Raw genomic sequence first — 14,464 nt, 5'->3', positions numbered from 1 at the left:
CAGAGGGGCGAGGGAATGTTTTGCTCCCTCTCCCTTTCAGGGAGAGGGCTGGGGTGAGGGTCAGCAAGCCGCATAAAATCTGAATAATCGAAAGAGAACACCATGGAACAGTTTGAATGTATTAACGTAGAAGAAGCCCACCAGAAGATGCACCAGGGAACGGCGGTGCTGGTGGATATTCGCGATCCGCAGAGCTTTGCCATGGGCCACACCCCGGGCGCGTTCCATCTCACCAACGACACGCTGGGCGCGTTTATGCGCGATAACGACTTCGACACGCCGGTGATGGTGATGTGCTACCACGGCAACAGCAGCAAAGGCGCGGCGCAATATCTGCTCCAGCAGGGCTACGACGCGGTCTACAGCGTCGACGGCGGCTTTGATGCCTGGCACCGCCATTTCCCGGCAGAAGTTGAGCACGCGTTCGGGGGCTAAAACCTCTATACTGTCCCCTTTTGTGTGGAAATAAGCGACCGCTGCCATGTTGATGATCACCTCCTTTACCAACCCGCGCGTCGCCCAGGCGTTTGTCGACTATATGGCGACGCAGGGCGTTATTTTGACCATCCAGCAACATACCCAGACCGACGTCTGGCTGGCCGACGAGAGCCAGGCCGCGCGGGTGAACGACGAGCTGGCGCGCTTTCTGGAAAACCCCGGTGACCCGCGCTACCTGGCCGCGAGCTGGCAGTCCGGCCACACCGGAAGCGGCCTGCACTACAGCCGTTTCCCTTTCCTCGCCACCCTCCGCGAGCGCGCGGGGCCGTTTACGCTGCTGCTGATGGCGGCCTGCATTATCGTCTTCATCATCATGAACGTGGTGGGCGACCAGAGCGTAATGATTGCCCTCGCGTGGCCGTACGATCCGTCGCTGCAGTTTGACCTCTGGCGCTACTTCTCCCACGCGCTGATGCACTTCTCCGTGATGCATATTCTCTTCAACCTGCTGTGGTGGTGGTATCTCGGCGGCGCGGTGGAGAAGCGCCTCGGAAGCGGCAAGCTGATTGTCATTACGGTCATCAGCGCCCTGCTGAGCGGCTATGTGCAGCACAAGTTTAGCGGCCCGTGGTTCGGCGGATTATCTGGCGTGGTGTACGCCCTGATGGGGTACGTCTGGCTCAGGGGCGAACGCGAACCGGAAAGCGGCATTTATCTGCAGCGCGGGCTGATAGCCTTTGCGTTAATATGGTTAATTGCCGGATGGTTTGATCTGTTTGGTATGTCGATCGCCAACGGTGCGCACGTCACCGGGCTGGCCGTTGGGCTGGCGATGGCGCTTGCCGATACGCTTCATGCGCGAAAACGAACATAATTCCAGGGATATTTCATGAAACAAACACAGCGTCATGACGCCATTATCGAGCTGGTTAAAAAACAGGGATACGTCAGCACCGAAGAGCTGGTTGAGCAGTTTGCCGTTAGCCCACAAACGATTCGTCGCGATCTGAACGACCTGGCCGATCAGAGCCGCATTCTGCGCCACCACGGCGGCGCGGCGCTGCCGTCCAGCTCGGTCAACACCTCCTGGCATGACCGCAAGGCCACGCAAACCGCCGAGAAAGAGCGTATTGCCCGCAAGGTGGCAAGCCAGATCCCGAACGGCGCGACCCTGTTTATTGATATCGGCACCACGCCGGAAGCGGTGGCCCACGCGTTGCTGGATCACGAGAACCTGCGCGTGGTGACCAACAACCTGAACGTGGCGAATACCCTGATGCAGAAAGACGATTTCCGCATCATCCTGGCGGGCGGCGAGCTGCGCAGCCGCGACGGTGGAATTATTGGCGAAGCGACGCTCGATTTTATCTCCCAGTTCCGCCTCGATTTCGGCATTCTGGGGATCAGCGGCATCGACAGCGACGGCTCGCTGCTGGAGTTTGATTATCACGAGGTCCGCACCAAGCGGGCGATCATCGAGAACTCGCGCCACGTGATGCTGGTGGCGGACCACTCGAAGTTTGGCCGTAATGCGATGGTGAACATGGGCAGCATCAGCATGGTCAACGCGCTTTACACCGACGTCATGCCGCCGGCGGGCGTTCTGCAGGTGATTAAAGATAATAATCTGCAGCTAGAGTTGTGTTGAGAAGCCTTTCTCCCTCTCCCCGTGGGAGAGGGCATCAGGCCGCACAAAACCTACACGCCGTACCCCATCATTTTCAATAGCTGCTGCGCATGCTGCACCGCATCCTGACGGTGCGCTACGCCGAGCTTCTGGTACAGATTTCGGATGTGCGTTTTGATGGTGGTTGCCGCCACCGCCAGCTCCCCGGCAATCTGCTCATTGCTATAGCCTGAATAGATCAGCCCCAGCACCTGCCATTCGCGCTGGGTGAGCGGGCTGGTGCGGATAAGCTCCGGCACTTCCGGATGGTTCAGCAGGCGTTCAACGAAGTTTTCGTCGAAATGGGCGAACTTGTGCCGATGATGCTGGTTAATCTCGCGCAGGATACGCTGGGCGCGGTGCTGGTCCAGCTCCGGCAAGGTATTGAGCTGAATCAGCTGGCGCAGCTGCTGCGCCATCACTTCGCCTTCAATCACAAAGTGGCTGATAAACCCGGTGCGGTTAGCCAGCTGCAGCGCTTCCAGCAGCACGCGCTGGGCGTCATTCTTGCGGCCAGCCTGCCAGTACAGCTGATTGAGCAGCAGCAGGTTGCGGTTGAGATCGCTCATCAGGCGCAGGCTGCGGGCATTTTCATTCAGCTCTTCCAGCACAATCTCCGCAGGCTCGAACTCGCCCAGCAGGATCTGCGCGCGGGCGATGTTGCGCCACTGGCTTTGCAGGAAGTGGTTATTGGCAAATTCCGGCTTCGGCGTCTGGCGCAGCCAGTTGGCGGCGGATTTCTTGTCGCCAATCATCTGCCAGTAGATCACCCGCACCTTATCGGCATTTGATACCCAGTCGCTGTGGTACTGGCCGTTGCCGAGCAGGTTTTCCAGACGGTTAAGGTGGTTACGCGCGTTGTCCAGATCGCCGCGCGCCAGCGAGCACTGCACCAGCAGGGCCAGGCACTGAAGCTGCTGCTGCGGCTGGAAGCTTGAGAGTACGTTAACGCCCTGACGCGCGCAGCTTTCCGCCTCGTCGAGACGCGACCACGCCCACAGCAGCTGGGCGCGAATGCGCAACAGGAACTCGTGCATCGGCAGCTGTTCAAGGTGCTGATCGCGAATCAGCTGGAACGCTTTTTCCTGGTTCTCCCAGGCGGCCTGCAGGAACCCCTGCGCAAATAAAATTTCGCTCTGCTGGATTAGGCTCCAGAGCGCGTAGTGCCAGACGTCATGGCGGCGTGCCATCTGCTCGGTTTGCTGCATTAAGGAGAGCGAGCGGGTGAGGTCGCCTTTGCAGTGCAGCACTTCGCCGTGCACCGACGTTGCCACGATGCGGCTGTAGAAGTTCGCCAGCGGCAGCTCGTCGAGCGCTACCATGGCCAGGCGTTCGGCCTCTTCCGGATCGCCATCGTTGATCGCCACCTGGGCGCGCAGCGCGTTAAATTCACCGTGCAGGGTGGCGTCCATTTCGCTTTCCATCTCCTGCTCGGCGCGGGCCAGCAGGGTGTTGACTTCGCTGTAGCGGTGCTGGCTCTGCATCAGCCAGGCCTGCAGCAGCACCAGGCGCGGGTTTTCCAGCAGGCTTTCCCACGGCAGCGCTTTTAGCGACTCTTCGAGCAGCGTCAGCTCGCTGTGGTTAAACAGCCCCCACGCGTGGTTTAGCAGGATATCGCGCAGCATTGCGGCGTCACCCGCGGCGAGCGCGTGGTGAATGGCTTCGCTCGGGAAGCCCTGCGCCATCCAGCTTTCCGCCGCGGCGCGGTGAATATCCGGCAGCTCAACCGCCAGCTCCCACTGGCAGCGCTGGCGCAGGAAGCTGCCAAACAGCGGATGATAGCTAAACCATTCGCCCGGGTCGTCCATGCGCGTCAGGAACAGGCCCTGGCGCTCAATCTCTTCGAGCTGGAGCTGGCCGTTTTCGCAGCCGGTCACGCGCACAATCAGCGCGTCGTTCATCGAGCGCAGCAGGGAGCTTTTCAGCAGAAAATTACGGGTCGCGGGATCGACGCTGTCCAGCACCTCGTCCACCAGATAATCCGACAGGTGGCTGGCGTTTATTCCGGCCAGGCGGCGCGCGGACTGGTGCGCCGGGCTGTTATTCTGCCGGGCCGACAGGGCAATCAGCTGCAGCGCCGTGGCCCAGCCCGCGACGTCATCGCACAGGCGGCTGCTTTCAGATGCCTCAATCGGCGAGGTCATGCGGCAGTCGAAGAACTGTTTTGCTTCCTGATGGGTAAAGGCGAGCTGCTGGCTGCCGATCTCCAGGAGCTGATCGCGCACGCGCAGGTTGGCGATGCCGAGCTGCGGCAGATTGCGCGACAGCACGACCAGCGTGAGGTTCTCGGGCTGATGGCGCAGGAAGAAGCGCATCGACTCGTGGATCACCGGGTTGGTGATCAGATGATAATCGTCAATGACCACGTACAGCGGGCGGTGCCATTCGGCGAGCTCGATAAACAGCTGCGAGAACAGCGAGGAGAGGCTAGCGTACTGGCGCTTTTGCACCATCGTTTCGCTGGCGGCGCAGTGCCCGTTGGTGGCCTGCTGAATAGCGGCAATCAGATAGCTGGCGAAACGCTCCTGCTGGTTGTCGCCCTCGTCGAGGGAGTACCAGCCAAGATCGCTTTTCCCTGCGGCCCATTGTGAAATGAGCGTCGTTTTTCCGTAACCAGCAGGACTCGTAACCAGCGCCAGTCGGAAATTATGCGCGCCGGAAAGTTTAGCCAGCAGGCGCTCGCGGACCACGGTGTGGTCAAGACGAACCGGGCGACTTAATTTGGACGGAATCAACATAGTTTTCACTTCACTGTGGGTAACGAGAGAATTTATTTTTTTTGCGCTTCGTAATTAATAGCTATAAGTTCGGCCAGAAAGGGAACTATTGCAAGTTATGTCGGGGTTTTATGCCTCTGAATTTGCACTCTGTCACAAAACATTCTGACGCCGGAAGGAACTTTCTCAAAAGGTCCCGCATCCCGCGTGGATACTGGTTTGTCCGCGTTTAGCATGGTGCCGCTGAAACTGGTTTCAGAAAGGTATAGTGTCGTCAAAGGTAATAAAGTTTCGGTAAAGTTGTTCAGGTTTATTTGTGTGCTGAGAACATACTTAACGGCATAAATATTATTCTACGTAAGCAACTATTTCCGTGCGTTTTAATTTCTCAGGAAACGGTATTTCATTTCTTTGACACGCTTCCTCGCTATCTTTTTTCCTGCCGGGCACACTCGAGGATGCGATTCAAAGTGGCCTCGATCACACTTTTATGCTCATCCCCGCTACTCCTCCCTGTCTAATCCCCTCCAGGAGGAGGAAGAGGTGAAATGAGCCAGGCACACTAGCGCCAAATGTTTTTCTCTCTACAGGATGCCGATTCCCTATGTCACAGCCAACCTTCAACAAAGCGCAATTTCAGGCTGCACTGACGCGTCAGTGGCAGCGTTTTGGTCTTCAAGCTGCAAACGACATGACGCCCCACCAGTGGTGGCAGGCGATGAGCGGAGCGCTCGCAGAGCAGCTGGACGCGCAACCGCAGGCGAAGCCCGTCAAGGGCCAGCGCCACGTGAACTATATTTCGATGGAGTTTCTGATTGGCCGCCTGACGGGCAACAACCTGCTTAACCTCGGCTGGTACCAGGACGTGGGCGACGTGCTGAAAGAGCACGACGTGAACCTGACCGACCTGCTGGAAGAAGAGATCGACCCGGCGCTGGGCAACGGCGGCCTGGGACGCCTGGCGGCCTGCTTCCTCGACTCTATGGCAACGGTGGGGCAGTCGGCCATCGGCTATGGCCTGAACTACCAGTACGGCCTGTTCCGCCAGTCGTTTGCCGACGGGCATCAGATGGAGGCGCCGGACGACTGGCACCGCAACACCTACCCGTGGTTCCGCCACAACGCGCAGCTGGACGTGCAGGTCGGTATTGGCGGCAAGGTGTCGAAACAGGGCCTCTGGGAGCCGGCGTTCACCATTACCGGTGAAGCCTGGGATCTGCCGGTGCTCGGCTACCGCAACGGCGTGTCGCAGCCGCTGCGCCTGTGGCAGGCGAAGCACGCGCATCCGTTCAACCTGACCAAGTTCAACGACGGCGATTTCCTGCGCGCAGAACAGCAGGGCATCGACGCCGAGAAGCTGACCAAAGTGCTCTACCCGAACGACAACCATCTGGCGGGCAAAAAGCTGCGCCTGATGCAGCAGTACTTCCAGTGCGCCTGCTCCGTGGCCGACATCCTGCGCCGTCACCACCTCGCGGGCCGCAAGCTGGCGCAGCTGCCGGACTTCGAGGTCATTCAGCTTAACGACACGCACCCGACGATTGCCATCCCGGAACTGCTGCGCGTGCTGATTGACGAACATCAGCTGAGCTGGGACGACGCCTGGGCGATTACCAGCCGCACGTTCGCTTACACCAACCACACCCTGATGCCGGAAGCGCTGGAGTGCTGGGACGAGAAGCTGGTGAAGGCGCTGCTGCCGCGCCATATGCAGATCATCAATAAGATTAACGACCAGTTCAAAACGCTGGTGGAGAAAACCTGGCCGGGCGATAAGGCGGTCTGGGCGAAGCTGGCCGTGGTGCACGACAGGCAGGTGCGCATGGCGAACATGTGCGTAGTCAGCGGCTTTGCGGTCAACGGCGTGGCGGCGCTGCACTCTGACCTGGTGGTCAAAGATCTGTTCCCGGAATACCACCAGCTGTGGCCGACCAAATTCCACAACGTGACCAACGGCATCACGCCGCGCCGCTGGATCAAGCAGTGCAACCCGCTGCTGGCCGGCCTGCTGGATAAGACCCTGAAGAAAGAGTGGGCCAACGACCTGGACCAGCTTATCAGCCTGGAAAAACAGGCCGATAACGCGAAATTCCGCGAAGAATACCGCGCCATCAAGCTGGAAAACAAAGTGCGCCTGGCCGCGTTCGTGAAAATGCGCACCGGGATTGAAATCAACCCGAACGCGATTTTCGACATCCAGATTAAGCGCCTGCACGAGTACAAGCGCCAGCACCTGAACCTGCTGCACATTCTGGCGCTGTACAAAGAGATCCGCGAGAACCCGAACGCCGACCGCGTGCCGCGCGTGTTCCTGTTCGGCGCGAAGGCTGCCCCAGGCTACTACCTGGCGAAGAACATCATCCTCGCCATCAACAAGGTGGCGGAAGCGATCAACAACGATCCGAAGGTGGGCGATAAGCTGAAGGTGGTGTTCCTGCCGGACTACTGCGTCTCCGCGGCGGAAATGCTGATCCCGGCGGCGGATATCTCCGAGCAGATCTCCACTGCGGGTAAAGAGGCGTCCGGTACCGGCAACATGAAGCTGGCGCTCAACGGCGCGCTGACCGTCGGCACCCTGGACGGCGCGAACGTCGAGATCGCCGAGAAGGTGGGCGAAGAGAACATCTTTATCTTCGGCCATACTGTTGAAGAAGTGAAAGCCATCAAAGCCAAAGGCTACGACCCGGTGAAGTGGCGTAAAAAAGACAAAGTGCTGGATGCGGTGCTGAAAGAGCTGGAGAGCGGAAAATACAGCGACGGCGGCAAGCACGCGTTTGACCAGATGCTGCACAGCATGGGCAAACAGGGCGGCGACCCGTATCTGGTCATGGCGGACTTCACGGCCTACGTGGACGCGCAAAAGCAGGTCGACGTGCTGTACCGCGACCAGGAAGCCTGGACCCGCGCGTGCATTCTGAACACCGCGCGCTGCGGCATGTTCAGCTCTGACCGCTCAATCCGTGATTATCAGGCCCGTATCTGGCAGGCAAAACGCTAAGGAAGCGCGATGGAGAGTAAACGTCTGGACAGTGCCGCGCAGGCGGCGGGAATTAGCCTCAGTTACATCAACGCGCACGGCAAGCCGCAGTCTATTGGTGCGGAAACCAAAAGACGTTTGCTGGATGCCATGCACAAACCCGACGCGAACGCGTCGGCTGCGCCGATACCGAACGTGAAGGTCTTTACCGCGGGCAAAAAGATGCCGCTGGCGGTAAGCGGGCGCGGCGAGTTTAGCTGGTTGCTGACCACCGAAGAGGGCGAGCAGCACAAGGGCCACGCGACGGGCGGCAAAACGCTTAACCTTCCGACGAAGCTGCCGGAGGGCTACCACACGCTCACCCTCACCCAGGACGACAGCCGCTTTCACTGTCGGCTGATCGTCGCGCCACAGCGCTGCTACGAGCCGCAGGCGCTGCTGGAGGGCAAAAAGCTGTGGGGCGCCTGCGTGCAGCTCTACACGCTGCGCTCCGACAGCAACTGGGGCATCGGCGATTTTGGCGATCTGAAAAAGATGCTGGCCTCAGTAGGCGAGCGCGGCGGCGCGTTTATCGGCCTCAATCCGATCCACGCGCTCTATCCGGCAAACCCGGAGAGCGCCAGCCCGTACAGCCCGTCGTCCCGCCGCTGGCTGAACGTGATTTATATCGACGTTAACGCGTTAGACGATTTCAAAAACAGCAAAGAGGCGCAGGCGTGGTGGAAACTCAGTACCACGCAGCAGGCGCTGAAGCAGGCGCGCGAGGCCGACTGGGTGGATTACGCCACCGTCACGGCGCTGAAAATGGCCGCGCTGCGCATGGCGTGGAAAGGCTTTTCGCAGCGCGATGACGAGCAAATGGCCGCGTTCCGCCAGTTTGTGATGCAGGAGGGCGAAAGCCTTTACTGGCAGGCGGCCTTTGACGCGCTGCACACGTATCAGGTGAAAGAAGACGAAATGCGCTGGGGCTGGCCGGTATGGCCGAAGGCGTATCGCTCCGTCGACGCGCCGGAAGTAAAAGCCTTCTGTGAAAAATACGCCGACGAAGTGGATTTCTACCTGTGGCTGCAGTGGCTGGCCTACAGCCAGTTCGCCGCCTGCTGGCAGGTCAGCCAGGGCTATAAGATGCCGATCGGCCTCTATCGCGATCTGGCGGTCGGCGTAGCGGAAGGCGGGGCGGAAACCTGGTGCGACCGCGAGCTGTACTGCCTAAAAGCTTCCGTTGGCGCGCCGCCGGATATTCTCGGCCCGCTCGGCCAGAACTGGGGCCTGCCGCCGATGGACCCGCACGTGATGGCCGCCCGCGCCTACGAGCCGTTTATCGACCTGCTGCGCGCCAACATGCAGAACTGCGGCGCGCTGCGCATTGATCACGTGATGTCCGTGCTGCGCCTGTGGTGGATACCTTACGGTGAAACCGCCGACCACGGCGCCTACGTGCAGTATCCGGTGGACGATCTGCTGTCGATCCTCGCCCTGGAGAGCAAACGCCATCAGTGCATGGTGATCGGTGAAGATCTCGGGACCGTGCCGGTGGAGATCGTCAGCAAGCTGCGCGACAGCGGCGTTTACTCTTACAAAGTGCTCTATTTCGAGAACGACCATGAGAAAACCTTCCGCGCGCCGGAGGCGTACCCGGAACAGTCAATGGCAGTCGCGACGACGCATGACCTTCCTACGCTTCGCGGCTATTGGGAAAGCGGCGATCTGACGCTCGGCAAAACGCTGGGGCTTTATCCGGATGAAGACGTCCTGCTTGAGCTGTACCAGGACCGCGAGCTGTCGAAGCAGGGGCTGCTGGATGCGCTGCACCAGCACGGCTGCCTGCCGAAAAGCGCCGGGCACAAGGCGTCGCTGATGTCGATGACCGCCACGCTCAACCGCGGGCTGCAGCGCTATATCGCCGACAGCAACAGCGCGCTGCTTGGCCTGCAGCCGGAAGACTGGATTGATATGGCAGAGCCGGTGAACATTCCGGGGACCAGCTATCAGTACAAGAACTGGCGCCGCAAGCTGTCGGTGAGCCTTGAGAAGATGTTTGCCGATGACGGGGTGAACAGGCTGATTAAGGATTTGGATAAGCGCAGAAGGGCGGTGGGCAAGAAGCGGTAAATACACTCCTCACTCCGCGCCCCTCTCCCCATAAGGGCGAGGGGCGCGATCGGTTCCCTCTCCCCTATGGGGAGAGGGTTAGGGTGAGGGGCATCAAATCACCATATTCAACAGCAGCACCCCGACCAGGCCGCACACCGAAATGATGGTTTCCAGCGCGGACCAGGACTTGATGGTTTCACCGATGGTCAGGTTGAAGTACTCCTTGAACAGCCAGAAGCCCGGATCGTTAACGTGAGAGAAAATCACGCTACCGGAACCGACCGCGATAACCATCAGCTCAGGGCTCACGCCCGTGGTTGCAATCAGCGGCGCAACGATACCACCGGCGGTGATTGCCGCAACGGTTGCAGAGCCGAGCGCGATGCGCAGAACCGCAGCGATAGACCACGCCATCAGCAGCGGGGACACGTTGGTTTCATGCATCATGGCCGCGATGTATTTGTCCACGCCGCTGTCGACCAGCACCTGCTTGAACGCGCCGCCGCCGCCGATGATCAGCAGCATCATGGCGATGATTTTGATGGAAGAGGTCAGCGTGTCGTTGATCTGATCCATTGAACGACCGCGGTTAAGACCGAAGGTGAACATCGCGATCAGTACCGCAATCAGCGTTGCCATGACCGGGTCGCCGAGGAATTCCGCCACGGCCAGGAACGCGTGGCCTTTTGGCAGGATCATCTCCGCTACGGCGCGCATCGCCATCAGAATAACCGGCACCAGCGAGGTCCAGACGCTGACGCCGAAGCCAGGCATCTCTTCTTCAGTAAAGGTTTTCGCGCTGTACAGGCCTTCCGGGATTGGCTTATCAATGCCTTTCAGGAAGCGTGCGTATACCGGGCCTGCCAGAATCACGGTTGGGATCGCCAGAATGGTACCGAACAGCAGGGTTTTACCCATATCGGCGTGGAAAATGGTCGCAATGGCGGTTGGGCCCGGGTGCGGAGGCAGGAAGCCGTGGGTCACGGACAGCGCCGCCGCCATCGGCACGCCGACGAACAGCAGCGGGATATTTGCCGCCGCGGCGATGGTGAAGACCAGCGGCAGCATCAGCACGAAGCCGACTTCATAGAACAGCGCAAAACCGACGGTGAAGCCGGTTAACACGACGGCCCACTGAATGTGCTGCTTGCCGAATTTATCGATCAGCGTGGTGGCAATGCGCTGTGCGCCACCGCAGTCCGCCAGCATTTTGCCGAGCATGGCGCCAAAGCCCATGATAAGGGCGAGGCTGCCGAGGGTGCCGCCGACGCCCGCTTTAATCGAGCTAATAACTTTTACCAGCGGCATGCCTTGCATCAGACCGACTGCAAGCGCCACCAGAACCAGAGCGATAAATCCGTTCATCTTGAAGCGGATCATCAAGAGCAGTAATAACACAACACCGATAGCGACGATGACTAATGGCATGATTTACCTGGCCTTTAATTGTTATGGGTAACGTCTGTGTTTCGACGACAATGTCCGGTTGTCCCAACTGGGAACAGAGCGATAACGGCACTCAGACTGTTGCCTTGTAAACGGATAAGTTTAGTCGGCTGTTATGAAGGCGTTGAGTGCCCACGCGAATGATACGGGTAACATCACGGGATTGAGAATCACCTAAGGAGGCTAAATTTGAATTATGAGACGCAGGTCAATATATGGAGGGGAGGTAAACGCAAAACGGCAACGTGCGTTGCCGTTTTATAGTGCTTGTTCCCTCTCCCTGTGGGAGAGGTCATCAAACCACACTGCTTTTGCAGGCCCGGTAAGCGCAGCGCCACCGGGAAAAGGCAGACGGCTTAGTAGTAGGAGTGTTCGCCGCGCTGGTGCTCGGTCAGATCGCGCACGCCTTTCAGCTCCGGGAACTCGTTCAGCAGCTGCTTTTCGATCCCTTCTTTCAGCGTTACGTCGACCATGGAGCAGCCGTTACAGCCGCCGCCGAACTGCAGGATCGCCAGACCGTCTTCGGTGATTTCCATCAGGGAAACCCGACCGCCGTGGCCCGCCAGCTGCGGGTTGATCTGCGATTGCAGCAGGTACTCAACGCGCTCCATCAGCGGGGCATCGTCAGAGACTTTACGCATTTTCGCGTTTGGCGCCTTCAGCGTCAGCTGGGAGCCGAGCTGATCGGTGACGAAGTCAATCTCCGCATCTTCAAGATACGGCGCGCTCAGCTCATCAACATAGGCGGTGAGCTGTTCAAATTTAAGGGCTGTATCGGTGGCTTCTACCGCGTCCGGAGGGCAGTAAGAGACACCACATTCTGCATTCGGAGTGCCTGGATTGATCACAAACACGCGGATCTGCGTCCCTTCTTCCTGATTTGCCAGCAGTTTGGCAAAGTGCGCTTGTGCAGAATCGGAAATACGGATCATAGCTTTGGCCTAATAGTTGACTAAATTACCTGGGTATAATCATACGCCCATTGAAGAAGGGCTACAAGGTACGGCACAGACACCATACCTGAACCGACGCGGCGCCGCTTTGCAAAAGCAGCCGTGAAAGCTCGGCAACGGTGCTGCCCGTGGTGACGACATCATCCACAATCGCGATATGGAGCCCGTTAACCGGTAATTCAAGACGAAAGGCGTTTTTCAGGTTTCTTTTGCGCTGGCGTGCGGTGAGCTGATGCTGTATCGCGGTGGCGCGCAGGCGCGCGATCGCGGCCGCCTCGTAGCGACAGCCCAGCCAGCGGGCAAGCGGACGACAAAGTAAATCGCTTTGGTTGTAGCCTCGCCGCCAGTGGCGGCGGTGATAAAGCGGCACGTTGACGATCAAATCGACCCGCGGCAGGGCGCGCGTTCGCCGCGCCTGCAAAACGGCGAGCAGCATGAGGCGAGCCAGCGGCGGCGCCAGGCTGCTCTGGTGAGAGAACTTAAGCCGGTGTATTAGCCTGCTCAGCGGCAGGACGTAATCATCCACGGCGACCAGCGCGTGCCACGGCGGAGATTTCCGCAGGCAACGGCCGCAGGAGACCGTCTGGCTCACGGCCGGTAAACCGCACTGCGGGCAGCCGCAGAGGCGCCCGCTCTGCGCGCGCGTGCAGACGGAGCAGATCCCCCACCCGCTGAGCGCGAGCGGCATTCGACATAGCCAGCACAGGCCGGGCGCTGTTAGCATGGTCAACCTCCCTGTAAAAAAAGAGAACAATAGCTTATGAAAACGCTGTGGTGGCAGACCGTTGGAACGGGAAATTGCCATCTTGTGCTGCTGCACGGATGGGGACTGAATGCGGAGGTGTGGCGTTGCGTAACGGAGGAACTGTCCTCGCATTTTACGCTGCATCTGGTGGACCTGCCGGGGTATGGCCGCAGCCGGGATTTCGGCGCGATGTCGCTGGAAGCGATGGCGGATATCGTGCTGGACGCCGCGCCGCAAAAGGCCATCTGGCTCGGCTGGAGCCTGGGCGGGCTGGTTGCAAGCAAGATTGCCCTGACGCACCCTGAGCGCGTAGAGGCGCTGGTCACGGTCGCGTCGTCGCCGTGCTTCAGCGCCAGAGAGGCGTGGCCGGGCATCAAGCCGGAGGTGCTGTCCGGGTTCCAGCAGCAGCTGAGCGAGAACTTCCAGCGCACCGTTGAGCGCTTCCTTGCCCTGCAAACCCTCGGCACCGAGACGGCGCGGCAGGACGCTCGCGCGCTGAAAAACACGGTTCTTTCGCTGCCGATGCCGGGAGTAGACGCGCTGAACGGCGGCCTGGACATGCTGAAGACGGTCGATCTGCGCGAGCCGCTTGCGTCGCTGGCGATGCCGCACCTGCGCATTTACGGCTATCTCGACGGGCTGGTGCCGCGCAAGGTTGTGCCGCTGCTTGACGCGCGCTGGCCGGAAAGCGAATCACTGGTCATTGCCAAAGCGGCGCATGCGCCGTTTATCTCCCATCCCGCTGAGTTTTGCGCGGCGCTGATTGCGCTACGTCAACGCTTGCGCTGATTGTTTTCTGCTCCACCTGGCAAAAGTCACCCGCGGCAACAATACTCAACGTGTCGCTGCGGTTGTTTCGCCGACGATGATCAAAACAACAATCTAAGGAGAGTCATGTCTATGAAACTTGTTACTGGTATTGTTACGTCTCTGGTTATTGGGTCACTGTCCTTCGGCGTTATGGCTGCGCAGGAGCTGGAAAAAGATAAGGTGAAAGAGATGAATCTCACCAAAGTGGGCGAGATCACCACCTCGGATACCACCGCGCCGATGGACGCGAAAAAAGAACTGTCGAAAAAAGCGGATGAGCTGGGCGGAAAATATTTCGTGGTCACCAGCGCGCAGAAAGACACCAAAAACGTGCATGCCACGGCGGTCGTCTACAAGTAAGTATGCCCAACGGCGCTGCGCTAGCGCAGCGCCCACCACTCCCGAATGCACGCCTTGCCTTCCGGGCAGCTTTTACAGCTTCCTGATAAACAGCCGCGCGCATCCTCCTGGATCCGGATGGCCTTACCCATGGCCTCCAGCCTTTCGAGCATGGCATCGATCATCGGCTGCGGCGTGCTAAGCGCGACGCTAATCTGGTTAGCCTCCATACGCCCCTGCAGCGCCAGCAGATCGCGAACCTGAATCAACGATGCCATT

The 14,464-nt window shown here is 59.4% G+C and carries 12 protein-coding genes; 7 read left to right on the top strand and 5 right to left on the bottom strand.

Annotated features, from left to right (window positions below):
- Nucleotides 1-102: 102 nt before the first annotated feature.
- From glpE to DBY73_RS14450, 3 genes are read left to right on the top strand one after another with little or no spacing between them, the layout of a single operon-like run.
- Nucleotides 103-435: a thiosulfate sulfurtransferase GlpE gene (glpE, locus tag DBY73_RS14460; RefSeq protein ID WP_112011796.1), complete on the top strand. Its 333-nt coding sequence runs from the start codon at nt 103-105 to the stop codon at nt 433-435.
- A 46-nt stretch (nt 436-481) separates the two neighbouring features.
- The gene (gene glpG, locus DBY73_RS14455; protein ID WP_112011795.1) at nt 482-1,312 is read left to right on the top strand and encodes a rhomboid family intramembrane serine protease GlpG; all 831 of its coding nucleotides are present in this window, start codon (nt 482-484) and stop codon (nt 1,310-1,312) included.
- Between the two features lie 15 nt (nt 1,313-1,327).
- The gene (locus DBY73_RS14450; RefSeq protein WP_112011794.1) at nt 1,328-2,086 is read left to right on the top strand and encodes a DeoR/GlpR family transcriptional regulator; all 759 of its coding nucleotides are present in this window, start codon (nt 1,328-1,330) and stop codon (nt 2,084-2,086) included.
- Between the two features lie 50 nt (nt 2,087-2,136).
- Here DBY73_RS14450 and malT read toward each other — a convergent pair whose 3' ends face one another.
- The gene (gene malT, locus DBY73_RS14445; RefSeq protein WP_112011793.1) at nt 2,137-4,842 is read right to left on the bottom strand and encodes an HTH-type transcriptional regulator MalT; all 2,706 of its coding nucleotides are present in this window, start codon (nt 4,840-4,842) and stop codon (nt 2,137-2,139) included.
- 583 nt (nt 4,843-5,425) lie between these two features.
- Between malT and malP the strand changes: the two genes are divergently transcribed.
- Nucleotides 5,426-7,819 carry a maltodextrin phosphorylase gene (gene malP / locus DBY73_RS14440; protein WP_112011792.1) on the top strand — a complete coding sequence of 798 codons (2,394 nt, stop codon included), beginning with the start codon at nt 5,426-5,428 and terminating at the stop codon, nt 7,817-7,819.
- A 9-nt stretch (nt 7,820-7,828) separates the two neighbouring features.
- Nucleotides 7,829-9,910, top strand: a complete 2,082-nt coding sequence (gene malQ, locus DBY73_RS14435) for a 4-alpha-glucanotransferase (protein WP_112011791.1) — start codon at nt 7,829-7,831, stop codon at nt 9,908-9,910.
- A gap of 93 nt (nt 9,911-10,003) precedes the next feature.
- Here the strand turns inward: malQ and gntT are convergent, their stop codons facing one another.
- From gntT to gntX, 3 genes are all read right to left on the bottom strand, one after another.
- Nucleotides 10,004-11,320, bottom strand: coding sequence for a gluconate transporter (gntT, locus tag DBY73_RS14430; RefSeq protein WP_112011790.1), 1,317 nt, complete (start codon nt 11,318-11,320; stop codon nt 10,004-10,006).
- Between the two features lie 374 nt (nt 11,321-11,694).
- Nucleotides 11,695-12,270 carry a Fe-S biogenesis protein NfuA gene (gene nfuA / locus DBY73_RS14425; RefSeq protein ID WP_003861601.1) on the bottom strand — a complete coding sequence of 192 codons (576 nt, stop codon included), beginning with the start codon at nt 12,268-12,270 and terminating at the stop codon, nt 11,695-11,697.
- Nucleotides 12,271-12,331: 61 nt separating this feature from the next.
- Nucleotides 12,332-13,015 carry a DNA utilization protein GntX gene (gene gntX, locus DBY73_RS14420; protein ID WP_112011789.1) on the bottom strand — a complete coding sequence of 228 codons (684 nt, stop codon included), beginning with the start codon at nt 13,013-13,015 and terminating at the stop codon, nt 12,332-12,334.
- A 36-nt stretch (nt 13,016-13,051) separates the two neighbouring features.
- Between gntX and bioH the strand changes: the two genes are divergently transcribed.
- Complete coding sequence (gene bioH / locus DBY73_RS14415; protein WP_112011788.1) at nt 13,052-13,825, top strand: pimeloyl-ACP methyl ester esterase BioH; 774 nt, start codon at nt 13,052-13,054, stop codon at nt 13,823-13,825.
- Between the two features lie 111 nt (nt 13,826-13,936).
- Nucleotides 13,937-14,206, top strand: a complete 270-nt coding sequence (locus DBY73_RS14410; RefSeq protein WP_112011854.1) for a YdgH/BhsA/McbA-like domain containing protein — start codon at nt 13,937-13,939, stop codon at nt 14,204-14,206.
- A gap of 20 nt (nt 14,207-14,226) precedes the next feature.
- Here the strand turns inward: DBY73_RS14410 and feoC are convergent, their stop codons facing one another.
- Nucleotides 14,227-14,463, bottom strand: a complete 237-nt coding sequence (gene feoC / locus DBY73_RS14405; RefSeq protein WP_112011787.1) for a [Fe-S]-dependent transcriptional repressor FeoC — start codon at nt 14,461-14,463, stop codon at nt 14,227-14,229.
- Between the last annotated feature and the right edge of the window lies 1 nt (nt 14,464).

This window comes from Enterobacter sp. RIT418 (assembly GCF_003057745.1).
GTDB lineage: Bacteria > Pseudomonadota > Gammaproteobacteria > Enterobacterales > Enterobacteriaceae > Enterobacter.
Note: the sequence above shows the minus strand (reverse complement) of the source record. Positions and strands in the feature narration are given on the sequence as shown.

What these genes read in the sequence shown, in the direction of transcription:
- glpE (WP_112011796.1), top strand. Translation starts at nt 103, where the DNA reads ATGGAACAGTTTGAATGTATTAACGTAGAAGAAGCCCACCAGAAGATG.
- glpG (WP_112011795.1), top strand. Translation starts at nt 482, where the DNA reads ATGTTGATGATCACCTCCTTTACCAACCCGCGCGTCGCCCAGGCGTTT.
- DBY73_RS14450 (WP_112011794.1), top strand. Translation starts at nt 1,328, where the DNA reads ATGAAACAAACACAGCGTCATGACGCCATTATCGAGCTGGTTAAAAAA.
- malT (WP_112011793.1), bottom strand. Translation starts at nt 4,842, where the DNA reads ATGTTGATTCCGTCCAAATTAAGTCGCCCGGTTCGTCTTGACCACACC.
- malP (WP_112011792.1), top strand. Translation starts at nt 5,426, where the DNA reads ATGTCACAGCCAACCTTCAACAAAGCGCAATTTCAGGCTGCACTGACG.
- malQ (WP_112011791.1), top strand. Translation starts at nt 7,829, where the DNA reads ATGGAGAGTAAACGTCTGGACAGTGCCGCGCAGGCGGCGGGAATTAGC.
- gntT (WP_112011790.1), bottom strand. Translation starts at nt 11,320, where the DNA reads ATGCCATTAGTCATCGTCGCTATCGGTGTTGTGTTATTACTGCTCTTG.
- nfuA (WP_003861601.1), bottom strand. Translation starts at nt 12,270, where the DNA reads ATGATCCGTATTTCCGATTCTGCACAAGCGCACTTTGCCAAACTGCTG.
- gntX (WP_112011789.1), bottom strand. Translation starts at nt 13,015, where the DNA reads ATGCTAACAGCGCCCGGCCTGTGCTGGCTATGTCGAATGCCGCTCGCG.
- bioH (WP_112011788.1), top strand. Translation starts at nt 13,052, where the DNA reads ATGAAAACGCTGTGGTGGCAGACCGTTGGAACGGGAAATTGCCATCTT.
- DBY73_RS14410 (WP_112011854.1), top strand. Translation starts at nt 13,937, where the DNA reads ATGAAACTTGTTACTGGTATTGTTACGTCTCTGGTTATTGGGTCACTG.
- feoC (WP_112011787.1), bottom strand. Translation starts at nt 14,463, where the DNA reads ATGGCATCGTTGATTCAGGTTCGCGATCTGCTGGCGCTGCAGGGGCGT.